Raw genomic sequence first — 21,845 nt, 5'->3', positions numbered from 1 at the left:
GCCGCTACGCTTTTCCGAATGCCAGGGCGACGTTGTGCCCGCCGAAACCGAACGAGTTGTTGAGCGCGTAGTCGATCCGCTGCGGGCGGGCAGTGCCCGCGACGATATCGAGCTCGATCGCCGGATCGGGGTGGTCGAAATTCAGGGTGGGCGGGACGATCTGCTCGCGCAGACTCAGTATCGTCAGCACCGACTCCAGCGCGCCCACCGCGCCGATCGAATGGCCGAGCGCTGATTTCGGCGCGTACACCGAGGCGTCGGGGGTGACCGCGGTGATGGCCGCGGCCTCGGAGGCATCGCCGACCGAGGTCGACGTCGCGTGCGCGTTGACGTGGTCGATGTCGGAAACCCGCAGTCCCGCGGTCTGAATCGCCTTGCGCATCGCACGGGCCGCCCCGGCGCCCGCCGGATCGGAGGCCACGATGTGGAAGGCGTCGGAGGTGATGCCCGCGCCGAGCACCCTGGCGTGGATTCGCGCGCCGCGCGCCCTCGCGTGCCGTTCGGATTCGAGCACGAGCAGCGCGCCCGCCTCACCGAAGACGAAACCGTCGCGGTCGCGCTCGAACGGGCGCGAGGCGCGTTCCGGCTCGTCGTTGCGGGTGCTCATGGCCCGCATCATCGCGAAACCCGCGATGGGCACGGGGTCGATATGGCCCTCGACGCCACCGGTGACCACCACGTCGGCCTCGCCCGTGCTGATCAGCCGCCACGCGTGCGCGATCGCCTCCGATCCCGACGAGCAGGCCGAGACCGGCGCGAAAACGCCGCCCTGCGCGCCGATCTCGAGTCCGACGGTGGCCGCGGGGCCGTTGGGCATGACCATCGGGACGGCCAGCGGCGAGACCTTGCGGTAACCGCCCGCGCGCATCGCGTCGACGGCGTCGATCAGCGCGTCACCGCCGCCGAGCCCGGTGCCGATGGCCACGGCCAGGCGCTCGGGGTCGACCGCAGGCGCGCCCGCCGCCCGCCAGACCTGCCTGCCGAGGACCAGGGCCATCCGCTCGACGTAGGAGTGCCTGCGCTGTTCGATCCGGGTGAGTTCGGCGTCGGGTGCGGTGACCAGCGGTCCGCCGATCCGGACCGGCAGGTCGTGGTCGGCGAGGAATTCCGGTGCCAGCGCGCGGATTCCGCTCTCGCCGCGCAGCAGGCGCGACCAGGTCTCGTCGACGGTGTCGGCGAGGGCGGTGGTCGCCGCGTACGCGGTCACCACGACACCGGCCCGAGTTTCTGAAGCGATCGGTACAGTCACGCCGTCATGGATACCTGTAGCAGTCGCTACAGTCAACCCATGGCCCGTCCTCTCGACCACCGCAAGCGCGCCGAACTGCTGGCCGGTGTCGTGGCGTACATCGCCGCGCACGGCCTGGCCGAACTGTCGCTGCGCCCGCTGGCCGCCGCCCTCGGCACCAGCTCGCGCATGCTCATCTACTACTTCGAGACCAAGGAGGAACTGCTGGTCCAGGCGCTGGCGACGCAGCGCCCCGACCTCGCGGCGGTCTTCGCCGATGTCACCGAGCCCGCCCAGTTGCGTGCTCGGCTGACCGGCTTCTTCGACCTGAACTCCGAGGGCGCCGAGGCCGACAGCGTGCGCGTGCTGTTGCAGGTGCTCGGTGCGGCGTGTGCCCCCGATTCGCCGTACCAGGACTACGCGAACGCGGCGATCGCCACATTCGTCACCGAGCTCGCGGCCGCGCTGCGCCGCACCGGCCTGGCCGCGGACCCCGAGGTGGTCGCGACCCTGCTCGTCTCCGGGCTGCGCGGCATCCTCCAGGACCGGGTGATCACCGGCGACCGGGAGCGCACCGGCCGGGCCGCGCGCGTCCTCATCGACGCCGTGCTCCCCGAGCCGGTGCGCCGAGCATCGCCGTCACCGGGGGACGACTGCTCCGCGTAGGTGGTCGTAGGCCAGGTAGGTATGCAGACGCACGCCGGTCACCAGCGTGTCGTCGTCGGCGTAGAAGTGCGGGTTGTGGTTCATGTACATCCCGCGTCCGCCCGGCGTCGGCTCCAACCCGGCCGCGCCGCCGAATTCGGTGTCCTGCACGCCGAGCGTGACGTAGAGGCCGCCGTATCTGTTGACGAACTCGGAGACGTCGTCGTATCCGAGGGTGGGGGTCGTGGCCACGACCCGCTCGTCGCCGACGACCTTGCGCAGGGTCGGCAATGCCGCGTCGACCCAGGGTCGCAGATTGTGCACGGCGGGCACGTCTTGCAGGTACTCCACGGTCGCCGTGCAGTTGTAGGCCTGGGCGGAGTGGGTGGCCAGCGTTTCGAGCCGCTGCCGCACCTGCGACATATCGGCTTCGACCGAACACCGGATGGTGCCCCACAGCGTGACCGTCCGGCCGACGATATTGAACCTTCCGACGTCCTCGATGTGACCGATGGTGACGGTGACCGGATCGAAGGCGCTGAGCTGGCGGTAGATCTGCCCGATCCCGGTGAGGACGGCCCCTGCCGCGGGCATCGGGTCGATGCCCATCCACGGCGTCGACCCGTGGACCTGCTCGCCGGTGATGACGATCTTGATCAGGCTCGAGGCGCCGAACTGGTTGCCGACCCGATAGCCGATATAGCCCTTGGGATACGGCGTGACATGGAATCCGAATGCCATCGTGGGCGCCGGATCGTCCAGTGCGCCCTCGGCGAGCATTTCCCGCGCGCCGCCCTTCTCCTGGACCGGTGGACCTTCCTCCGCGGGCTGGAACACGAACAGTACGGTGCCTGGCAGGTGGTCGCGGACCCCGGCCAAGACCGTGGCCGCGCCGAGCAGCATCGCGGTGTGGCAGTCGTGCCCACAGGCATGCGACACCGGGAACGGGCCGCCGGGATAGTCGTCGTCGACGACGGTCGACGCGAACGGCACTCCGCACTCGTCGGGCACCGGCAGGGCATCGATGTCGGCGCGCAACGCGATGACCTGGTCACCGGGCAGGCCACCGGTGAGAACGCCGACGACACCGTGGCCGGCGATACCGGTCCGAACCTCGTCCAGCGGCAGCGACCTGAGGTGGTCGGCGATGAGCGCGGCGGTGTCGACCTCGCGGTTGGACAGCTCCGGGTGCTGGTGCAGGTGGTGCCGCCAGGCGATGACCTGGTCGGCCACGGCGGCCGCGTCCCGGTCGAACCGGTCGTAGATCGAGCTCTCGGACATCGGTTTCTCGCCTCCGTCGCCTCGCCCCAGGGAAACAAACGTGCTGTACGAGCGGGACAGATCATACGGCGACAGGACAGCGTTGCCGGGCAACCCGACCGGTTGCCCACTCCGGGGTTGCGCTCCGGCCGCAACCGTCGGCGACTGGGTAGGTTGAGCAGCGGATCGAGCGCCACGGATCCGGAAACCGGTCGGTGATCAGGAATCGGGTGATGCGCCATGGTGGACGAGACCACGAAGACCTACGGTTCGGTGCGCTGGGTGATGCTCGGGGTGCTGTGCGCCAGCCTGTTGCTGGTGGCGATGGACGCCACGATTCTCAATGTCGCGTTGCCCTCGCTCATCGACGACCTCCAGGTCGGGCCGCTCGAGCAGCTCTGGATCATCGACATCTACGGCCTGGTGCTCGGCGGTCTGCTCATCACCACCGGCGCGCTCGGTGACCGGGTGGGCCGGAAGCTGTTGTTCATCAGCGGTTTCGTGCTGTTCGGCGTCGCCTCGGTGGTCGCGGCGACCGCCGGGAGCGCGGCTCAGCTCATCGGCGGACGCGTGCTGCTCGGCATCGGTGGCGCGATGGTGATGCCGTCGACGCTGTCGCTGATCCGCAACATCTTCACCGATGTGCGCGAGCGCACGATGGCCATCGGGATCTGGGCCGCGGTGGCCGGTGTCGGCGCGACGGTCGGCCCGATCATCGGTGGTTTCCTGGTCGAGCACTTCGGCTGGTCGTCGGCGTTCTGGCTGAACGTGCCGGTGGTGCTGGTGACGGTGGTGGTCGGGCTGTGGGTGCTGCCGGAATACCGGGCGCCGCAGGCGGGCAGCCTCGACTGGTTCGCCGCGGCGCTGTCCATGATCGGCATCGTCTGCCTGGCTTGGGGCATCAAGCATCTGGCGAAAGGTGAAGCGGGATCGGTCGACTGGGTGGTCCTGCTCGTCGGGATCGGCGCGATGGTCTGGTTCGTCCGCCGCCAGCTCACCGCCGACGATCCGCTGCTGGACGTGCGGTTGTTCCGCAACAGCGCGTTCACCGCGGCCGCCGTGGCGACCCTGCTGGCCATGATGGCGATCGGCGCGGCGATGTTCCTGGTGTCGCTGTGGCTGCAATACGTGCACGGCTACAGCCCGTCCCAGGCCGGCATCCGGATGCTGCCCGCCGCGCTCACCCTGCTCACCGCCTCGCTGCTGACGCCGATGCTGATGGAGAAGTTCGGTGTCCGCGCGGTGCTCGGCGTCGGACTCGGCGCGGTGTCGCTGGGGTTCCTGCTGCTGGCGGTGAGCCCGGAGCCGACGACCTATCCGGTGGTCGCGCTGGTGCTGGTGTCGTTCGGGCTCGGCGACGGGATGGCGGTGACCGCGGCCGCCGCGGTGCTCGTCGGTGCCGTGCCCGCCGATCGGGCGGGGCAGGCCGGGGCGGTCGAGGAGACCAACTACGAGGTCGGCGTCGGTTTCGGCGTCGCGCTGCTCGGCAGCCTGCACGCGCGGATCTTCACTCAGCACATGACGAACCTGCCGGTCCCGGCCGACCAGGTGGAGCAGGCGAGCGGCTCGGTCGGCGGGGCCTACGAGGTGGCCACCGACCTGCCCGAACCGGCGCACACGCAGGTGGTCGACGCGGCGAGCCATGCCTTCGACACCGCGCTGACCACGACGTCGTACATCTCCGCGGTGGTGGTGGCGCTGGTGGCGATCGGCACGGTGTGGCTGGTCCCGCGCGGTTTCCGGGTCACCGGCGGCCACTGACCTTGACGCAACCATTCGGTTGCCATACTCTGAATTGCAACCAACTGGTTGCTACTGACTGAGGAGAACACCATGGGATTCCCTGATCAGATCGTGCGGACCGTCGAGCTCGCCCATCCACCCGCCAAGGTGTGGGCGGCCATCACCACCGCCGAAGGACTCGCGAGCTGGTTCGGCAATACCGCCGAGATCGACCTGCGCCCGGGCGGGGACATGCGGATGACCTGGAAGGAAGGCTTCGCCGCCGACATGCGGGTGGAGCGGGTCGAGGAGCCGACCGTGTTCGGCTACACCTGGCCGATCAACGGCCTGCCCGACGACGACCCGCGACGCACCTACGTCGAGTTCACCCTCGAACCGCACGGCGACGGCACCCGGCTCACCGTCGTCGAATCCGGGTTCGCGCAACTGCCCGAGGACGCGCACAAGGAGGCGTTCGAGGGCAATGTCGGTGGCTGGAAGAGCGAGCTGGGCGAGCTCGTCGAGTACCTCGATGCGGCCTGAGCTCGAGGCCACCGCCGAACGGGTCTTCGTCGCGCTGGCCGATCCGAGCAGGCGGTCGGTCCTGGCCGCCCTCGCCGCGCACGGCCCCGCCACCGCGACCGACCTCGCCGATCGCCTGCCCATCACCCGTCAGGCGATCGCCAAACACCTCGCTCTGCTGACCGATGCGGGCCTGGTGATCCCGGAGCCGGGCGAGCGCAGGCGCGTGCGCTATCGCCTCGACTCGGCGCCGATGCAAGTGGCACAACAATTCCTGGCCGCCCTCTCGCGTGATTGGGACAGCCCCTTGGACGCGCTCCGCCGGCATCTGGACGGCTGAGCCCGGAAGGAAAAGCAATGAGCACCAACGATTTCACCGCCACCATCACCGTCGACAAGACCCCGGCCGAGGTGTTCGCCGCTGTCAACAATGTCTGGGGCTGGTGGTCGGAGACCGTCGAGGGCACCACTGGCACGGTCGGCGACAGCTACCTGTTCGAGGTGCCCGGCATCCACCGCTGCACCCTGACCACCACCGAGTCGGTGCCCGGACGCAGGCTGGTCTGGCATGTCACCGACTCGCATCTGTCCTTCATCGAGGACACGACCGAGTGGGAGGACACCGATATCGTCTTCGACATCGCCGAAACGGCCGACGGCACCGAAGTCCGTTTCACCCATGTGGGTTTGGTGCCCGCGGGTGAATGCTACGAAGTGTGCTCCAACGCCTGGGGCGCCTACATCACCACCAGCCTGCGCGGCCTGCTCACCACCGGCCAGGGCGATCCGTTCCGCCGCACCAGCACCGCGGAATCGGAGTTGCTCAAGCACGGCAACGGCGACCTGGTGAACCTGGACGTGCTGCGCTGATCAGCCGCGCGGCGCGATGAGCAGCGTCTGTGTGCTGCGCCCGATCGGCCCGGTCTCGTCGAATATCGCCGATTCGGCGAGACCGATGCCGTGCGGCTGCGGATGGGTCACCGCGTCCAGGCACACCCATTCCCCGACCGGCTGCCGGTGCAGGGTGACGGTGAGGTCGGTGTTGATGAACAGGTATTTCGACCAGTCGAGGACCGCGCTGACCCCGTTGCCCGAATCGGCGGCGGCCAGCGTGCGCTCCAGTGGACTCGGGGTGGTGCCCGCGACAATCGGGTACTTCACCCGGATCCAGCAGACCGCGGGGCCGGGCGCGGTGAAAGAGCCTGCGGTGAAACGGTATTCGATGCCCGTGTGGAAACCGATCTCCTGATCGGACGGGAACGCCTCCGGCTCTGTCGCCGAGGGCAGCGGCCGGGAACCGGTCGGCAGGAATTGCTGGGGGAGATCCAGCGGCGGATCGGCGACCTTGAGCCGCCACGCGTTGGCCTGCATCACCGGCCCGCGATCCGACGACAAGGTCGCCTCGATCAGCTCGACGCTGCGCCCCGACCGCACCACCTTCGTTCGTGCGGTCAGCGGCGCGAGCGGCACCGGCCCGAGAATCTCGACCGCGACCCGCCCGACCTGGAAGCCGGGTCGCGGTTCGCACCGCTCGATGACATGCCCGAGGAGCGCCGAGGGTGGCCCGGCATGCTGCGCGTCCGGTGACCAGGGTCCCCTGGTCAGCTCGGTCGACAGGTAGCGGCTCGGGTCCGCCGGGTCGGGGAGATAGAAGGCATCGGCCACCTCATCGACGTTACCCCGGACAACGATCCGGCTTCCCCGGTGGCCCGATCGCCGGGACCGATCTTGTCTCAGGCCTGGGCGCTGCCCGTGGAAAGGGCGGTGATCAGGTCGAACAGCGGGCGCAGGGCGCACGGACTGGTGTCGGAGGTGCAGCCGATGGACGACGAGCCGGAGTCGGCGACCGGGGAGGCCGCCTGGGCGGTGCCGAGCGGGGCAGCGAAGGAGATGGCGGCGGCCGCGACGGCGCCGGCGACGAGACGTGTGGTGCGAGCTGACATGCAAGAACCCTACTGACCGGGCTCGGCGAGGAAAGCCCCCGAAATTCCGGGCTCGCACCGTCGGGCCGATTTCTCGGCGGACGATCCTACGGTCGGAGATCCAGGATGGTCACCCGGTCGTCCGGAGTGTCCAGAAGATCCTCGGCGCGAGGAAGCGCTGCCCGCGCCGCGAAATAATCACGGTCGAGATCGCAGGTGATTCGGGTGCCGGGGGTCCCGATCGGCTCGTGGTCGCGCGAGTCGGTGAGCGTCGGCCCCGTGAATTCCCGCAGCCATTGCCGATCCGCGGTTCGGATCTCGATCGCGGCGTGTGCGCTCACCGCCACCAGCGCGCCGATCGTCCATCGGCGCAACGGCCAGCCGTTCGCGTCCAGCTTGTCCATGTCGTTGACGAGGTTGTCGGTGAGGGTGAACCGGTGGTCCGATTCGATGATCAGCTCGACGACCAGATCGGGGGCCGCCTCCCGGTCCGGTCCGAGCGTATCGCGCAGCACCGTGCTGAGAACGGCACTGGCCAGCGCGGGATCCGACCGTTGGCGTCCGAAGAACATGTGCGGCAGCAGCCGAATGGTCTCCTCGAACGAACGCACGACGATGTGCGCCGCGGAGTAGTCGTTCGGGGGTGCCACGACCTCGATCCTCCCAGATCGAGGTCGGGTGGTGTGGACGGTCAGGGGGTCGGGGTCACGTCGACGCACCAGGGGGCGGCGGTGTCGATGGGGGTGACGTCCGCTTGGTCGAAGTCGAGGTTGCCCACGTCGACGGCGCACCAGACGGGGCTGTCGTAGTAGCGGACGAAATAGCGGCGGTGGGCGGGGGCGAGGGCGGCGATGGTCGACCATTCGGTGTATTCGATGGAGGCGGGGCCGGCGTCGCCGGAACGGACGAAACCCTTGGGGATGTCGAAACTGTCGAGGATGTGGGCGGCCACGAGGGCGGAGCCGGTCGCGTCGGCCGCGGGTTCGGCGGCATGGCTCAGCGCGACCGCGCGGACGAAACGGGAGGGTGGGGTGAAATCGCCTGGCAGGCCGAGCATTCCGCTGCCCTGGCCGAGGGCGCTCACGTCGTATCCCGACAGCGGCAGGTCGGGGACATTGACGGCGGAGAGATTGACGTAATTGCCGGTGTTGAGCAGATGCCACTCGAACGGCGGTGAATTCGTCAGGACCGACAGCGGATTGTCGTGGAGCTGGAGGCCACCGTCGATGTATTCGGCGACCAGTGAACTGCCGCTCGCGTCGTGCAGGGTGTAGTGCAGATCGATGGGCTGACCGGTGCTCGGATCGGGCAGACCCCACACCAGCACCCGCTCCAGCGCGGCCGCCGCCTCGCTCACCGTCGCGCAGGTGGACAGCAGGTAGTTGCCGACATCGTGGATCTGCGACATCGACTCGGATTCGTGTCCGACGGGGACCGACTGGTACTCGGTGAAATGCGGCAGATACAGCGCACCGAAATACAGACCGGCCTCGTTCACGCCGTCGAGCAGGCAATCGCGGCCGAGCAGATTCATGCCGACCGTGCCGTACGCACCGCGCCAGGAATAGCCGGGAACGTCCGGGTCCGGGCTCTTGGCCTGATACGACATGCCCCGTGGGAAGACGATCATCCGTGACTCGAGATCGAACGCGAATTCCATGGTCCGCCCGGCGGTGACCGAGCCGTCCTCGGCGGTGACGGTGAAAGAGGTGCACATGCGGGTGATCCCTTTCCGGTCGGTACAGAAAAGGCTGCGCAGAGCTGTTCTGCCGGGACAATGCTAGCCCCGGAAACGGCCGGGACCGGCGCGGCGCAGCCGTGCCGGTCCCGGGAAACCGGAGGTCAGACCACCGGCAGGTAGACCTGGTTGCCGTGATCGGCGAACTCGGCCGACTTCTCGGCCATGCCGGCCTCGATGGCGGCGACGTCGGTCAGGCCCTGTTTCTCGGCGTACTCGCGCACATCGGCGGAGATACGCATCGAGCAGAACTTCGGACCGCACATGGAGCAGAAGTGCGCGGTCTTGGCGGGCTCGGCGGGCAGCGTCTCGTCGTGGTACTCGCGGGCGGTGTCCGGGTCGAGCGAGAGCGCGAACTGATCGTGCCAGCGGAATTCGAAACGGGCCTTGGACAATTCGTTGTCGCGGTCCTGGGCGTGCGGGTGGCCCTTGGCGAGGTCGGCGGCGTGGGCGGCGATCTTGTAGGTGATCACGCCGACCTTGACGTCGTCGCGGTTGGGCAGGCCCAGATGCTCCTTGGGGGTGACGTAGCAGAGCATCGCGGTACCGGCCTGCGCGATGATCGCGGCGCCGATCGCCGAGGTGATGTGATCGTAGGCGGGCGCGATATCGGTGGCCAGCGGGCCGAGGGTGTAGAACGGCGCCTCTTCGCAGAGCTCTTCCTCGAGCTTCACGTTCTCGACGATCTTGTGCATCGGCACGTGGCCGGGGCCCTCGATCATCACCTGCACGCCATAGGATTTCGCGATCTTGGTGAGTTCACCGAGGGTGCGCAGCTCGGCGAACTGGGCTTCGTCGTTGGCGTCGGCGATGGAGCCGGGACGCAGGCCGTCGCCCAGGGAGAAGGTGACGTCGTAGCGCGCCAGGATCTCGCACAGTTCCCGGAAGTGCGTGTACAGGAACGATTCCTGGTGATGGGCCAGACACCACGCGGCCATGATCGACCCACCGCGCGAGACGATGCCGGTGACCCGCTTGGCGGTCAGCGGGATGTAGCGCAGCAGTACGCCCGCGTGCACGGTCATGTAGTCGACACCCTGCTCGCACTGCTCGATCACGGTGTCGCGGTACATCTCCCAGGTGAGCTTGGTGGGGTCGCCGTTCACCTTCTCCAGCGCCTGGTAGATCGGCACGGTGCCGATCGGGACGGGGGAGTTGCGCAGGATCCACTCGCGGGTCTCGTGGATGTTCTTGCCGGTCGACAGATCCATGATGGTGTCGGCGCCCCAGCGCGAGGCCCACACCATCTTCTCGACCTCTTCGGCGATCGACGACGACACCGCCGAATTGCCGATATTGGCGTTGATCTTCACCAGGAACTTCTTGCCGATGATGGTCGGCTCCAGCTCCGGGTGCTTGTGATTGGCCGGGATCACCGCGCGACCGGCGGCGACCTCGTCGCGCACCAGCTCCGGGGAGACGCCCTCGCGCGCGGCGATGAAGCGCATCTCCGGGGTGATGATGCCCTGGCGCGCCCAGGCCAGCTGGGTGGGCGGGCCGTCGACGGTGGGCCGGTCCCACTCGTCGCGCAGCTTCGGCAGGCCTGCCTCGAGGTCGATCACCGCGTTGTCGTCGGTGTACGGGCCGGAGGTGTCGAAGACGTCGAAGTGCTCGCCGTTGGTGAGGTTGATCCGGCGCACGGGAATGCGCAGGCCGTCGACCTCTTTGTAGTGCTTGACGCTGCCCTGGATCGGCCCGGTGGTGACGGTGTCGACCGCCCCGGTCGAAGACGTGGCTGTGCCCATGATGGTTCCTCCCTACGCCGGCATTACCCGGTCAGGTTCATACGGTCGACGGCCCTGATCGCCCGAGAAATGGGCTAGCCGTCCTCTCAGCCCGCTGGTGCGAGCCCCCGTGCTGGTCGGAGCGCTGGCGCGCTCGAGTTCGCGGCCCCCTGTGTCCCGCCGATGGGAGGCCGTTGCTTGCTTCTTCGTCGCCTACGCAACAGCCTCCCATCGGCGGGACGGCCGCGAACCCGCCGCTGCGCGGCGGACCCTCCTCGAGGTCGGGGAGGGCGTGGCGGTTCACAGTGTAGGTGCCGGGTTGGGCTGATCGCTAGCGGACGGCGACCTTGTCCTGGGCCACGACCGGGGCAGGCTCGGCATCGTCGGCTTCGTGCAGCCCGAACCTGTTGTGCAGCACCACCAGTGGCTTGGGTGCCCACCAGTTCCAGGTGCCCATCATCCGCATCAGGGCCGGGGCGAGCAGGCCGCGGATGACGGTGGCGTCGCTGATCACGGCCAGCGCGCAGCCCAGGCCGAACAGCTTCATCATCGACACGCCGGAGGTCGCCACGCCGAGGAACACGATGCTCATGAGCAGGGCGGCGGCGGTGAAGATGCGGCCGGTGCGGGCCACGCCCATGGCGACGGCCTCGGTATTGCCCTCGGTCGTCTTGGGCCCGGCCAGCCACTCCTCCCGGATGCGGGAGAGCAGGAACACCTCGTAGTCCATCGAGGCGCCGAAGGCGAGGCTGAACATGAGGATCGGCATGGCCAGGTTGAGCGTGCCGGTGGAGGTGAAACCGAGCAGCCCCGACAGGTTCCCCTCCTGGAAGATCCACACCATCGCGCCGAACGTCGCCGCCAGCGACAGGATGTTCAGCGCCAATGCCTTGACCGGGAGCACCACGCTGCCGGTGAACAGGAACAGCAGCACCAGGGTGGTGATCGCGATCAGGGCCCCGGCCAGCGGCAGCTTGCCGGTGATCGCGGTGACGGAGTCCTGATTCAGCGCGGCGGGGCCGGTGATCAGGGCCTCCGACGGCGCCGGGACGGCACGCAGCGCGTCGAGCTGGATCCGGCCCGCGTCGGAATAGGGGTCGAGCGTGGTCGCGACCGACAGATAGGTGCCCGCCGACGGGTCGGCCATCTCCGGCACGCCCGGCGCCACCCGCCACCCGTTGCGGTAGACCGCGGCGCTGCTGAGCACGGCGGGCACGTCCGGCACCTTGGACAGGGCGAGGGCGTAGCCGTCCAGTTCGGCGGGCGTGCCACGGAACTCCGGCAGCACGATGGTCGCGCTCGCGGCCATATCGGCGTCGAACTCGGTGCGCAGCACGTCGCCGACCTCGCGACTGGCCACGCCGGTGGGCAGCGAGCGGTCGTCGGGGTAGCCGAACTGGACGCCGAGGAACGGCGACCCGAGCAGCAGCAGGAACGCGGTGGTCGCCAGCGCGATCGGCAGCGGCCGCTTCATCACGGCGGTGACCAGGCGGTACCAGAACGTCTGCTGGGGCTGCTTGTCCACGCGCGGGGCCCGCCGGAACAGCTTGCGCAGCGGCGCGCGCAGGTCGACGGCGTCGATCCGGGTGCCCACCAGGATGAGCAGGGCGGGCAGCACGATCACCGCGGCGGCGGTGGCGGCGGCGACCACCGCGATACCCGCGTAGGCGAACGACTTGAAGAAGTACTGCGGGAACACCAGCAGCGCCGACAGCGACAGCGCGACGACCAGCGCCGAGTAGACCACCGTGCGGCCCGCGGTCTGGATCGAGCGGAGCACCGCGGCGGCCGGTGTCGCGCCCCCGGTCAGTTCCTCGCGGTACCGGCTGACGATGAACAGGCTGTAGTCGATCGCCAGTGCCAGGCCGAGCGCGGTGGTCATGTTCAGCGCGAAGATCGACACGTCGGTGACGGAGGTCAGCACACGCAGGATGCCCAGCGCCGCCGCGATGGCGAACAGCCCGATCGCGATGGGCAGCGCCGCGGCGACGACACTGCCGAACACCACGGCCAGCAGCAGGCCGGTCACCGGGATGGCCACGGCCTCGGCGATCACCAGATCCTTGCTGATCTGGACATTGATGTCGGAGAACGAGGCCGCCAGCCCGCCCGCCTCGACCGTCACCGGCCCGCTCTCGACCTGCACTTCCTTGCTGAGCTTGCCCGCGCGGTCCGGTAGCTGGGCGTCGTCTCCTTCGATGCTGGCCAGGATGAGCGCCCGCTTGCCGTCCTTGCTGCGCAGCGCCTGCTTGAGGTCCGGTCGCGAGGTCCAGTACGACTGCACGCCGCTGACGATGTCGGAATGGCCGCGGAGCTGGGCGATCGCGGTGTCCGCTGCGGCGCGTGCGGCCGGTGAATCGGCGCCGTCCTCAGCGGTCACCAGCAAGACGTAGTTCGGCTCGGAGCCGGGGAAATGCTCGTTCAGATACTGGCTGGCCTGCACCGAGTCGAGATCCTCGGTGACGAATCCGCCCGATTTCATGTGCGAATGCACGGTGGCGCCGATCGCGCCGCTGAGGATCATCAGTAACAGGGCGACCGCGACGACCAGTCGTGGTCGGGCCACGGCGGCGCGGGCGATTCTCGTCAACATCGTCGGGCTCTCTGCTAGGGATCGTCGAACGTCACCGTATCCCGCACTGAAATCCGCTCGATACCACCCCAAGGTGGAGGTTGACCCGTACTATCTCCGCCCCTGGGTGGTTGCCGGAGGTACCGCTACCGATTCACCCCGTCGCCGATCCACTGGTCAGGGCGCCCAGCAGATTGGCGATGATGTGCTCCGCCTGTTCGGAGGAGCTCGGTGCGCAGGTCGGCGGATACGGTGGGCAATCGGCCGCGGCCGGCGCTGCCAACGGCAGCTGAGCGAGGCTGATGAGGGCAAGACCGGCCATGGCGGCAAGGGAGGCTTTCATGGTTGGTCACGGTATCGATGCGGACGGGAGCCGGGCCAGACCCGAGTTTCGGGGTGGCTCCGGCGGCGTCAAGTGGTGCGGGCGGGCAGGATTCGTCCACCGACCTCGCCGAGGCCGATGCGGCGGCCCGCCGTGCCGGGGGCGGTGGCGGTGATCGTCACCTCGTCGCCGTCGGCCAGGAAGGTCCGGGATTCCCCACGCACGGTGACGGGTTGCGTTCCGCCCCAGGACAGTTCGATGAACGAACCGCGCTGGTCGGGCTCCGGGCCGGAGATCGTGCCGGAGGCGTAGAGGTCCCCGGGCCGGACCGAGGCGCCGTTGGCGGTGAGGTGGGCCAGCATCTGCGCGGGCGACCAGTACATCCGCGCATAGGGCGGGTGCGCCACCACGTCGCCGTTCCAGCTGACGGTCAGGTCGATGTCGAGGCCGTGGTCGTCGGTTCCGCGCAGGTAGGGCAGCGGTGGCGGGTCCTGCGGCGGCAGCGCGACCCTGGCCGCGGCCAGCGCGGCGAGCGGGGTGATCCACGCCGAGATCGACGTGCTGAACGACTTGCCCAGGAACGGCCCGAGCGGCTGGTACTCCCAGGCCTGGATGTCGCGGGCCGACCAGTCGTTGACCAGGGCCACGCCGAAGACGTGCTCGGCGAAGTCGTCGACGTCCACCGGAACGCCGAGCGGCGACCCGGTGCCGACCACGAAACCCAGCTCGGCCTCGATGTCGAGCCGCCGCGACGGCCCGAAATCCGGGGTCCCCGCATCGGTGCGACGCTGGCCCCGCGGCCGGATGATCGGGGTCCCCGACACGACGACGGTCCCGGCCCGGCCGTGGTATCCCACCGGCAGGTGCCGCCAATTCGGCAGCAGCGGTTCACTGTCGGGCCGCAACAGCCTGCCGAGATTGGTGGCGTGGTCGATGCTGGCGTAGAAGTCGACGTAGTCGCCGATTTGTACGGGCAGCGCCGTCCGCACGCCGTTGACCGGGTGCACCGCCTCGATCGGCAGCTCGGTGTCCGCCAGTTCCCGCAGGCGGGCGCGCACGGTCCGCCAGTGCTCGGGCCCGGCGGCCAGCAACGCGTTCAACGACGGCTGGGCGAAGACGGGATCACCCAGCAGCGCGACGAGATCGAGCACGGTATCGCCCAGCCGGGCCCCGACGCGGAAGCCGCCACCGGGCGGCGCGAAGACGCCGTAGGGCAGGTTCTCCGGCCCGAACAGCGAGTCCGGCGCGACCTCGACCCGCAGCAGTCGCCCGCTCATCGCAGCCCCGGTCCGCGGCCCGACCAGGTCCAGGCATAGGCCGGATCCTCGCAGGCCAGCGCGCCCTCGCCGAGTTGCAGCGGCCGGAAGGTATCGACCATCACCGCCAGCTCGTCGAAGAACTCGGCGCCGATGCTGCGCTCGTAGGCGCCGGGCTGCGGGCCGTGCGCGTAGCCGCCGGGATGCACCGACACCGAACCCTGGGTGATCCCGGAACCCCGGCGCGCCTCGTAGTTTCCGCCGCAATAGAACATGATCTCGTCGGAGTCGACATTGGAGTGGTAGTAGGGCACCGGGATCGACAGCGGGTGATAGTCGACCTTGCGCGGCACGAAGTTACAGACCACGAAATTGATGCCCTCGAACGCTTGGTGCGCCGGCGGCGGCTGATGTATCCGGCCGGTGATCGGTTCGAAATCGGCGATGTTGAAGGTGTAGGGATACAGGCAGCCGTCCCAGCCGACCACGTCGAACGGGTGCGTCGCGTAGATCATCCTGGTGCCCACCACCTCCGCACCCGGCCGATGCTTGACCAGCACCTCCACCTCCTCGCCCGTGGCGAGCAGGGGTTCGGTGGGTCCGTGCAGGTCCCGTTCGCAGTACGGCGAATTCTCCAGCAGCTGACCGAATTTCGAGAGGTACCGTTTGGGCGGGGTGAGGTGGCTGGACGCCTCGATCACATACGCGCGCACTGGTTCCTCGCCCGTGGGCAGCCAGCGATGGGTGGTGGCGCGCGGCATGATCAGCTGGTCGCCCTGCCGGACCGGCACCGTGCCGAACACGCTCTCCACCACGGCCGCCCCGGATTCGACGTACACCAGCTCGTCGCCGATGGCATTGCGGTACAGCGGCGACGCGCCCTTGGCGACCACGTACGAGATGCGCACATCGGCGTTGGCGAGCAGCAGTCTGCGGCCGGTCACCGGATCGGTCCTGGCGGGGGTGTCGCCGGGGAACAGGTTCGGTAGCCGCAGATGGCGGTGGCGCAGTGGGTGATTCGGGGTCAGCGACTGGTCGGGGAGTTCCCAGACCGTCGCATCGACGATCGCGGGCGGCAGGCCGCGGTGGTAGAGCAGCGAGGAGTCGCCGGAGAAGCCCTCCTCGCCCATCAGCTCCTCGTAGTAGAGGTTGCCCCGCTCGTCCCGATGCTGGGTATGCCGCTTCGGTGGAACATCGCCGAGCCGCCGGTAGAACGCCACAAGCACACCTCCCGCTCCGTCGCAGGTCGGATGATCCTGTCATCCACGGTACCGCTCGAGGCGCGCGCGACGGCTCAGTCGGAGAACTCCGCGATGACCGGGGCGTGGTCGCTGGCGCCCTTGCCTTTGCGCTCCTCCCGGTCGACCGAGGCGTCCTTCACCTGGTCGGCGAGCGCGGCCGAGGCCAGGATGAAGTCGATGCGCATGCCCTCCTTGCGGGGGAAACGCAGCTGGGTGTAGTCCCAGTAGGTGTAGACGCCGGGGCCGGGCGCGAACGGACGCATCACGTCGCGGAAACCGCTGTCGAGCATGGCCTGGAACGCGGCCCGCTCGGGGACGGAGGTGTGGGTCTTGCCCTCGAACAGCTCCGGGGCCCAGACATCGTCGTCGGTGGGGGCGATGTTCCAGTCGCCGACCAGCGCGATCTCGGCCGCCGGATCCTGGGCGAGCCAGTCGGTCGCCCGCTCGCGCAGGGTCGACAGCCAGCTGAGCTTGTATGCGTAGTGCGGGTCGTCGAGGGCGCGGCCGTTGGGCACGTACAGGCTCCACACCCGCACCCCGCCGCAGGTCGCGCCGATCGCCCTGGCCTCCACCACCGGCGACTCGATCAGCGAGTCACCGGCGTTCTTGTCGAAGCCGGGCTGGCCGGGGAACGCGGTCTCGACGTCGGTGAGCCCCACCCTGGACACGATCGCGACGCCGTTCCACTGGTTCAGCCCGACGTGGGCGACCTCATAGCCCGCCTGGTCGAACTGCTCGTAGGGGAACTGGTCGTCGCGACACTTGGTCTCCTGGATCGCCAGCACATCGATGTCGTGGCGGTCCAGGAAGGCCGTCACGCGATCGACGCGGGAGCGGATCGAGTTGACGTTCCAGGTGGCGAGACGCACGGGTCGCGGTCCTTTCCTACGACGCGCTCGGCGGCGCGGCGTAGCGGTAGCTGTGGTGTTCCAGGAAGCCGAGTTCGCGGTAGAGCGCGAGCCCGGTGGCGTTGCCTACCTCCACTTGCACGTAGGCGTGGGTGGCGCCGTGGTCGGCGCCCCAGCGGATCAGCTCGGCGCACAGCAGCGAGGCCAGGCCGTTGCGGCGGTGCGCGGTCGCCACCGCGACGCAGGTCAGGCCGACCCAACGCCTGCCGTCGGGCGCGGTGGTCACCGCGCCCCGGCCGATCGCCAGCGCCTCCGGCAGGCCGAGCGAGGCGAAACCGAGGGTGCCGTCGATGACCGAGGTGAGCACCGAGACGTCCGGTTCCCGGACGGCGGGGTCGAGCGGGATCTCACCACGGTAGCGATGCGTCGTCAGCCAGCCCTGATCGGGCGCGTCGGTGATCTTGACCATCGACGGTCCTTGCGGCAGCACGAAATTCGCGATGTCGAGGCCGAGGACGACGGTCTCGCTCCAGGTGTTCCAGCCCGGCGGCACCGGCGCGAGCCGATCGGGCAGCTGCAGCAGCAGCGGCAGCCCGTTGGCGGTGTACCAGTCCGCGATCTTGTGCATGGTCTCGATCGACAGCACCGCTGGCAGGCCGGACTCGCCCAGTGGCACCGCGGAATTCGCGCGCCCGGTGTAGCCGTTGCCCGCGCGCGCGAGCCAGCCGTCGATCCACAGGTGACCGCTGCCCGGCCAGGCGGCCGCCGCCGCGGCCTCCAGCGAGCGGATCTCCTTGGTGCGAATCGGTCTCGGCCCCAGGGCTTTCAGCGCGACGACCCGATCGGGCGCCACGGACACCAGTTCGCCCTCGGCGGTCCGCACCGAGGGCGGGCTCAGCGACACCAGCTCACCGATCACATCGGTGAGCGGCTGCGGATACCCCTCCGGCAGCTGGTACCGCATGACGACGCGGCGACCGAGCGGGATCACAGTTCTCGGCCGCCTCGATCTGGACTGACCAGAGGGCGCGACGAAGCAGTGCCCGGCGGGAGGGAAGATCGAGGGAACAGACCGAGAACTCGCGGCGCCGGCCGCCATGACTCAGTCGTCATGGCCGAACGGGTCGGGCACGGTGCCGGGGATCCAGCTCAGACCCGGTATGCCCCAGCCGTTGCGCTTGATGGCCTTCTTCGCCGCGCGGGCGTTGCGGCCGATCAGCACGTCGACGTAGAGGAAGCCGTCGAGGTGGCCCACCTCGTGCTGGAGCATCCTGGCGAAGAAGCCGGTGCCCTCGATGTCGACGGGCTCGCCCTTCTCGTCGGTACCGGTGACCCTGGCCCAGTCGGCGCGGCCGGTGGGGAACTGCTCGCCCGGCACGGACAGGCAGCCTTCCTCGTCGTCGTCGGGATCGGGCATGGTCTCCGGGATCTCGGAGGTCTCCAGCACCGGGTTGATCACCACGCCCTTGCGGCGGATCGGCTTGCCCGCGGCGTCGAAGTCAGGGCAGTCGTAGACGAACAGCCGCTTGCCGACCCCGACCTGGTTGGCCGCCAGCCCGACACCCTTGGATTCCTCCAGGGTGTCGTACATGTCCGCGATCAGGTCGGCCAGCTCGGCCGGCGTCTCCGTCACCGGTGCGGTGGGGTTGTGGAGGACGGGGTCACCGACGATCACGATCGGGAGAATTGCCATGGGCGCCATTATCGCCGGTCGCGCGGGTGCGTGGGCGGCGACCCCTGTGGGGCACGACACCCCTACTGGCCCGTAGTCAACACGCCGGGACATCGGTCGAAGGATCCGGCTCCTGCGTGGTTGAATGATCCGCGACGTGCAAGCGTCATTTTCATCTCGTGATACTCGGCGAGGGAGCAAGATGGACGGCGCAGCGGCTCGCAACATCGAGGCGGGAACCACACAGGACTCGGCCCCCGACGAAAGCAGCGGGCTGAGTCGCCGTGAGCTCGACATCCTCGACTTCGAACGCAAATGGTGGAAGTACGCGGGCGCCAAGGAGGACGCGATCCGCGAGCTGTTCGCCATGTCGGCCACCAGGTATTACCAGGTGCTCAACGCGGTCGTCGACAAGGACGAGGCACTGGCGGCGGACCCGATGCTGGTCAAGCGCCTGCGCAGGTTGCGGGCGAGCAGGCAGAAAGCGCGAGCAGCGCGCCGACTCGGTTTCCAGGTCTGAGGTGTCCGATGGCGCCACTCACCGGCCCTCCGTGGTCACGCAGGCTCCCGTCTTCGGGCCGTGAGTTCGCGTCGCGCGGGGCCACACAGCACTCGTTGCGACTAGGGTTGCGCGGGTGAGCAACCCGAATCCCACCCCCGGCGGCCCGCCGCTGCGCGCGCTGGCGATGGTGTTGATCGCCCTGGCCATCGTTTTCGCGGGTCTGGGTGCGATGTCGTTGTCGAACTCCGGTGCCGACTCCGCCGATTCGGCCGAGCAGACCGAGACGACGACGTCGAGCGTGGTCGCGCAGGCGCCGGCCACCACCGCCGCCACGACCACCAGCGCGGCCGCTGCCCCGACCACCACCACCGCGACGACGACCGTCGCGCCGAGCACCACCACGGCACCGCCGACCACCGCGCCCGCGGCCACGGTCGATCAGAGTGTGCCCGTGCGGGTGCTGAACAACAGCCTGGTCGCCGGTCTGGCCGCGCGCACCGCCGGCGAGCTGACCTCGTCGGGCTGGAGCAATGTCAGTACCGGCAACTACAGCGGCGAGAACCTCACCACCACCACGGTGTTCTACGGCGGCGGCGCGGGCGACAAGGCCGCGGCCGCCGAGATCGCCGCGGAGATCGGCGGGACCGTCGCGCCGAAGACCGGTGACACGTCGCCGGGCGTGATCGTCGTACTGACCGGTCGCTGAACGAGGCTCGGCACGCGGTGCCGAGTGGGGTACTTGCGCTGTGGCATCATCTTGAGCGGTACAGCCCCTGTCCACCCAGCTTTACTCGTTAAACTCGGTACTCGTAAAGGAGTTCCCTGATGGCCACGTCGACAACTCGTCGCCCGTCCTGGCGCATTGTGACCCCGGTGCTGGCGGTTGCCGCGTTCGGGCTCGCTGCTTGCACCAACAGCCAGGAGTCGAGTGACGTCAAGGGAACCACGCCGCCGGTGTGGACCAGCTCGCCCGCGCCCGCCGGTTCCGGCACCGAGCACGGCGGCGGTCACGGCATGCCGACCACCGCGAACCACGGTGGCGGCGACCACGGCACTCCCGCCGCGGGCGGTCTGAAGACCGAACTCAAGTCCGGCTCCGGCGCGACCGTCGGCACCGCGACGTTCGTCACCGAGGGCAGCCACCTGGTGGTCACCGTCGAGGCGCAGGGTCTGACCCCCGGTTTCCATGGCCTGCACTTCCACCAGAACGGCACCTGTGAGGGCGACTTCACCTCGGCCGGCGGTCACCTGCAGGTCGGCGCGGCCAACGCGCACCCGGCCAGCGGCGACCTGACCTCGCTGCAGGTCGGCGCCGACGGCAGCGCCAAGCTGGTCACCCGCACCGACACCGTCACCCTGGACAACATCAAGGGCAAGGCGCTGATCGTGCACTCCGGCGCCGACAACTTCGGCAACATCCCGTCCCGGTACACCCGTGAGGGTGGCACGGGCCCCGACGAGACCACGCTGTCCACCGGTGACGCGGGCTCCCGGGTCGCCTGCGGCGTGGTCGGTTAGCGAGACGGAGATGGCCGGGGCAGTCCAGTCGGTACCCTTCCCTGGTTCGCCCCGGCCGACCATCGGCATCGAATGGGAGATCGCGCTCGTCGACAAGGTGACGCGCGATCTGTCCAACACCGCCTCGGCGGTATTCGACGCGGTCGGTGACCTGCGCGCCCACGACGGCACACCCCAGGTGACCAAGGAATTGCTGCGCAACACCGTCGAATTGGTGACCGGTGTGCACGACACGGTCGGGGGCGCGGTCGAGGACCTGCGCGGCACCATGGACGCGGTGCGCCGCGCGGCCGACCCGCTCGGCGTCGACCTGTTCTGCGCGGGCACCCATCCGTTCGCGCAGTGGTCGGCCCAGCAGCTCACCCGCTCACCGCATTACGACGAGCTGATCGAGCGCACCCAGTGGTGGGGCCGCCAGATGCTGATCTGGGGCGTGCACGTGCACGTGGGAGTCTCGCACCGGGACAAGGTCTTTCCGATCCTGAACTCGCTGCTGCTGTCGTATCCGCATCTGCTCGCGCTCTCGGCGTCCTCGCCGATGTGGTCCGGCGACGACACCGGCTACGCCAGCAACCGCGCGCTGATGTTCCAGCAGCTGCCGACCGCGGGCCTGCCGTTCCAGTTCGAGAGCTGGCGGCAGTTCGAGGGTTTCGTGCACGACCAGCTCAAGACCGGGGTGTTCGAACAGCTCGGCGGCATGCACTGGGACATCCGGCCGGCGCCCAAGTGGGGCACGATCGAGATCCGGGTGTGCGACGGCCTGTCCAGCCGGGCCGAACTGGCCTCGGTGGCCGCGCTGATCCACTGCCTCGTCGTCGATCTGGAGCGCAGGCTGGACGAGGGCGAGGACCTGCCGACGCTGCCGCCGTGGCACGTGCAGGAGAACAAGTGGCGGGCCGCGCGCTACGGGCTCGACGCGATCGTGATCGTCGACGACGCCAGCAATGAGCGTTTGGTCACAGACGATCTGATGGACCTGCTCGGCAAACTGGAGCCGACCGCCAAACGGCTCGGCTGCTCCGACGAACTGGCCGCGGTCGCCGACATTCCCCGTCACGGTGCCTCCTACCAGCGGCAACGCCGGGTCGCGGCGCAGTCGCAGGGTGATCTTGTCGCCGTCGTGGATTCGCTGGTGCGGGAGCTGGATCAGTAG

23 protein-coding genes are annotated in these 21,845 nt (G+C 69.1%); 9 read left to right on the top strand and 14 right to left on the bottom strand.

Annotated features, from left to right (window positions below):
• Positions 1-4: 4 nt before the first annotated feature.
• Positions 5-1,249, bottom strand: a complete 1,245-nt coding sequence (locus tag Q7X29_RS32545) for a KasA/KasB family beta-ketoacyl-ACP synthase (protein ID WP_316576295.1) — start codon at positions 1,247-1,249, stop codon at positions 5-7.
• 39 nt (positions 1,250-1,288) lie between these two features.
• Between Q7X29_RS32545 and Q7X29_RS32540 the strand changes: the two genes are divergently transcribed.
• Positions 1,289-1,894, top strand: a complete 606-nt coding sequence (locus tag Q7X29_RS32540) for a TetR/AcrR family transcriptional regulator (protein ID WP_316576294.1) — start codon at positions 1,289-1,291, stop codon at positions 1,892-1,894.
• On the opposite strand, the gene Q7X29_RS32535 is transcribed toward Q7X29_RS32540, so the two are convergent.
• Positions 1,868-3,154 carry a M20 metallopeptidase family protein gene (locus Q7X29_RS32535; protein WP_316576293.1) on the bottom strand — a complete coding sequence of 429 codons (1,287 nt, stop codon included), beginning with the start codon at positions 3,152-3,154 and terminating at the stop codon, positions 1,868-1,870. The two genes, Q7X29_RS32540 and Q7X29_RS32535, sit on opposite strands and share 27 nt — an antisense overlap.
• Before the next feature lie 219 nt (positions 3,155-3,373).
• On the opposite strand from Q7X29_RS32535, the gene Q7X29_RS32530 reads away from it, so the two are divergent.
• The 4 genes from Q7X29_RS32530 (at position 3,374) to Q7X29_RS32515 (ending at position 6,247) form a co-directional block, all read left to right on the top strand.
• Positions 3,374-4,894 (top strand): MFS transporter, encoded by a 1,521-nt coding sequence (locus tag Q7X29_RS32530; RefSeq protein ID WP_316576292.1) that lies wholly within the window; start codon positions 3,374-3,376, stop codon positions 4,892-4,894.
• Positions 4,895-4,966: 72 nt separating this feature from the next.
• On the top strand, positions 4,967-5,398 hold the full coding sequence (locus Q7X29_RS32525; RefSeq protein ID WP_218722137.1) for an SRPBCC domain-containing protein: 432 nt from the start codon (positions 4,967-4,969) through the stop codon (positions 5,396-5,398).
• Positions 5,388-5,717 (top strand): ArsR/SmtB family transcription factor, encoded by a 330-nt coding sequence (locus tag Q7X29_RS32520; RefSeq protein WP_218722136.1) that lies wholly within the window; start codon positions 5,388-5,390, stop codon positions 5,715-5,717. The genes Q7X29_RS32525 and Q7X29_RS32520 overlap by 11 nt, the downstream gene beginning before the upstream one ends.
• A gap of 17 nt (positions 5,718-5,734) precedes the next feature.
• Positions 5,735-6,247, top strand: a complete 513-nt coding sequence (locus Q7X29_RS32515) for an SRPBCC family protein (protein WP_316576291.1) — start codon at positions 5,735-5,737, stop codon at positions 6,245-6,247.
• Here the strand turns inward: Q7X29_RS32515 and Q7X29_RS32510 are convergent, their stop codons facing one another.
• From Q7X29_RS32510 to Q7X29_RS32455, 12 genes are all read right to left on the bottom strand, one after another.
• Positions 6,248-7,042 (bottom strand): thioesterase family protein, encoded by a 795-nt coding sequence (locus tag Q7X29_RS32510; RefSeq protein WP_316576290.1) that lies wholly within the window; start codon positions 7,040-7,042, stop codon positions 6,248-6,250.
• A gap of 68 nt (positions 7,043-7,110) precedes the next feature.
• Positions 7,111-7,320 carry a hypothetical protein gene (locus tag Q7X29_RS32505; protein WP_218722133.1) on the bottom strand — a complete coding sequence of 70 codons (210 nt, stop codon included), beginning with the start codon at positions 7,318-7,320 and terminating at the stop codon, positions 7,111-7,113.
• Positions 7,321-7,406: 86 nt separating this feature from the next.
• Complete coding sequence (locus Q7X29_RS32500) at positions 7,407-7,949, bottom strand: hypothetical protein (protein WP_316576289.1); 543 nt, start codon at positions 7,947-7,949, stop codon at positions 7,407-7,409.
• A gap of 41 nt (positions 7,950-7,990) precedes the next feature.
• A complete protein-coding gene (locus Q7X29_RS32495) occupies positions 7,991-9,016 on the bottom strand; it encodes a choloylglycine hydrolase family protein (RefSeq protein WP_316576288.1) in 1,026 nt (341 codons plus the stop codon).
• Between the two features lie 125 nt (positions 9,017-9,141).
• On the bottom strand, positions 9,142-10,782 hold the full coding sequence (thiC, locus tag Q7X29_RS32490; RefSeq protein ID WP_218722130.1) for a phosphomethylpyrimidine synthase ThiC: 1,641 nt from the start codon (positions 10,780-10,782) through the stop codon (positions 9,142-9,144).
• A gap of 310 nt (positions 10,783-11,092) precedes the next feature.
• Positions 11,093-13,354, bottom strand: a complete 2,262-nt coding sequence (locus Q7X29_RS32485; RefSeq protein WP_316576287.1) for an MMPL family transporter — start codon at positions 13,352-13,354, stop codon at positions 11,093-11,095.
• Positions 13,355-13,487: 133 nt separating this feature from the next.
• Positions 13,488-13,676, bottom strand: coding sequence for a hypothetical protein (locus tag Q7X29_RS32480; protein ID WP_218722128.1), 189 nt, complete (start codon positions 13,674-13,676; stop codon positions 13,488-13,490).
• A 68-nt stretch (positions 13,677-13,744) separates the two neighbouring features.
• A complete protein-coding gene (gene fahA, locus Q7X29_RS32475; protein WP_316576286.1) occupies positions 13,745-14,932 on the bottom strand; it encodes a fumarylacetoacetase in 1,188 nt (395 codons plus the stop codon).
• Complete coding sequence (locus Q7X29_RS32470; RefSeq protein ID WP_316576377.1) at positions 14,929-16,131, bottom strand: homogentisate 1,2-dioxygenase; 1,203 nt, start codon at positions 16,129-16,131, stop codon at positions 14,929-14,931. Before Q7X29_RS32470 ends, fahA begins: the two co-directional genes overlap by 4 nt.
• A 74-nt stretch (positions 16,132-16,205) precedes the next feature.
• A complete protein-coding gene (locus tag Q7X29_RS32465) occupies positions 16,206-17,021 on the bottom strand; it encodes an exodeoxyribonuclease III (RefSeq protein WP_218722126.1) in 816 nt (271 codons plus the stop codon).
• Positions 17,022-17,037: 16 nt separating this feature from the next.
• Positions 17,038-17,991: an N-acetylglutamate synthase, CG3035 family gene (locus Q7X29_RS32460; RefSeq protein WP_449411956.1), complete on the bottom strand. Its 954-nt coding sequence runs from the start codon at positions 17,989-17,991 to the stop codon at positions 17,038-17,040.
• Between the two features lie 111 nt (positions 17,992-18,102).
• Positions 18,103-18,693: a peptide deformylase gene (locus Q7X29_RS32455; protein WP_218722125.1), complete on the bottom strand. Its 591-nt coding sequence runs from the start codon at positions 18,691-18,693 to the stop codon at positions 18,103-18,105.
• A gap of 181 nt (positions 18,694-18,874) precedes the next feature.
• Here Q7X29_RS32455 and Q7X29_RS32450 point away from each other — a divergent pair, with 181 nt between their 5' ends.
• The 4 genes from Q7X29_RS32450 (at position 18,875) to Q7X29_RS32435 (ending at position 21,845) form a co-directional block, all read left to right on the top strand.
• Entirely contained in the window at positions 18,875-19,192 is a 318-nt protein-coding gene (locus Q7X29_RS32450; RefSeq protein ID WP_218722124.1) for a DUF3263 domain-containing protein, read from the top strand.
• Positions 19,193-19,307: 115 nt separating this feature from the next.
• Positions 19,308-19,880 carry a LytR C-terminal domain-containing protein gene (locus Q7X29_RS32445; RefSeq protein ID WP_316576285.1) on the top strand — a complete coding sequence of 191 codons (573 nt, stop codon included), beginning with the start codon at positions 19,308-19,310 and terminating at the stop codon, positions 19,878-19,880.
• Positions 19,881-19,999: 119 nt separating this feature from the next.
• Positions 20,000-20,692, top strand: coding sequence for a superoxide dismutase[Cu-Zn] (sodC, locus tag Q7X29_RS32440; RefSeq protein WP_218722123.1), 693 nt, complete (start codon positions 20,000-20,002; stop codon positions 20,690-20,692).
• 10 nt (positions 20,693-20,702) lie between these two features.
• Positions 20,703-21,845, top strand: a complete 1,143-nt coding sequence (locus Q7X29_RS32435; RefSeq protein ID WP_218722122.1) for a glutamate--cysteine ligase — start codon at positions 20,703-20,705, stop codon at positions 21,843-21,845.

Origin of the sequence: Nocardia canadensis (genome assembly GCF_032656385.1) — a bacterium.
GTDB classification, from domain to species: Bacteria; Actinomycetota; Actinomycetes; order Mycobacteriales; family Mycobacteriaceae; genus Nocardia; species Nocardia canadensis.
The sequence above is the reverse complement of the archived record's forward strand: the minus strand, read 5'-3'. Positions and strand labels throughout refer to the sequence as shown.

Excerpts from the sequence above, each read along its gene's own strand:
- Q7X29_RS32435 (WP_218722122.1), top strand. The coding sequence starts at position 20,703 with ATGGCCGGGGCAGTCCAGTCGGTACCCTTCCCTGGTTCGCCCCGGCCG.
- Q7X29_RS32515 (WP_316576291.1), top strand. The coding sequence starts at position 5,735 with ATGAGCACCAACGATTTCACCGCCACCATCACCGTCGACAAGACCCCG.
- Q7X29_RS32450 (WP_218722124.1), top strand. The coding sequence starts at position 18,875 with ATGGACGGCGCAGCGGCTCGCAACATCGAGGCGGGAACCACACAGGAC.
- Q7X29_RS32525 (WP_218722137.1), top strand. The coding sequence starts at position 4,967 with ATGGGATTCCCTGATCAGATCGTGCGGACCGTCGAGCTCGCCCATCCA.
- Q7X29_RS32505 (WP_218722133.1), bottom strand. The coding sequence starts at position 7,320 with ATGTCAGCTCGCACCACACGTCTCGTCGCCGGCGCCGTCGCGGCCGCC.
- fahA (WP_316576286.1), bottom strand. The coding sequence starts at position 14,932 with ATGAGCGGGCGACTGCTGCGGGTCGAGGTCGCGCCGGACTCGCTGTTC.
- Q7X29_RS32495 (WP_316576288.1), bottom strand. The coding sequence starts at position 9,016 with ATGTGCACCTCTTTCACCGTCACCGCCGAGGACGGCTCGGTCACCGCC.
- Q7X29_RS32480 (WP_218722128.1), bottom strand. The coding sequence starts at position 13,676 with ATGAAAGCCTCCCTTGCCGCCATGGCCGGTCTTGCCCTCATCAGCCTC.
- Q7X29_RS32520 (WP_218722136.1), top strand. The coding sequence starts at position 5,388 with ATGCGGCCTGAGCTCGAGGCCACCGCCGAACGGGTCTTCGTCGCGCTG.
- sodC (WP_218722123.1), top strand. The coding sequence starts at position 20,000 with ATGGCCACGTCGACAACTCGTCGCCCGTCCTGGCGCATTGTGACCCCG.
- Q7X29_RS32540 (WP_316576294.1), top strand. The coding sequence starts at position 1,289 with ATGGCCCGTCCTCTCGACCACCGCAAGCGCGCCGAACTGCTGGCCGGT.
- Q7X29_RS32535 (WP_316576293.1), bottom strand. The coding sequence starts at position 3,154 with ATGTCCGAGAGCTCGATCTACGACCGGTTCGACCGGGACGCGGCCGCC.
- thiC (WP_218722130.1), bottom strand. The coding sequence starts at position 10,782 with ATGGGCACAGCCACGTCTTCGACCGGGGCGGTCGACACCGTCACCACC.
- Q7X29_RS32485 (WP_316576287.1), bottom strand. The coding sequence starts at position 13,354 with ATGTTGACGAGAATCGCCCGCGCCGCCGTGGCCCGACCACGACTGGTC.
- Q7X29_RS32530 (WP_316576292.1), top strand. The coding sequence starts at position 3,374 with ATGGTGGACGAGACCACGAAGACCTACGGTTCGGTGCGCTGGGTGATG.
- Q7X29_RS32455 (WP_218722125.1), bottom strand. The coding sequence starts at position 18,693 with ATGGCAATTCTCCCGATCGTGATCGTCGGTGACCCCGTCCTCCACAAC.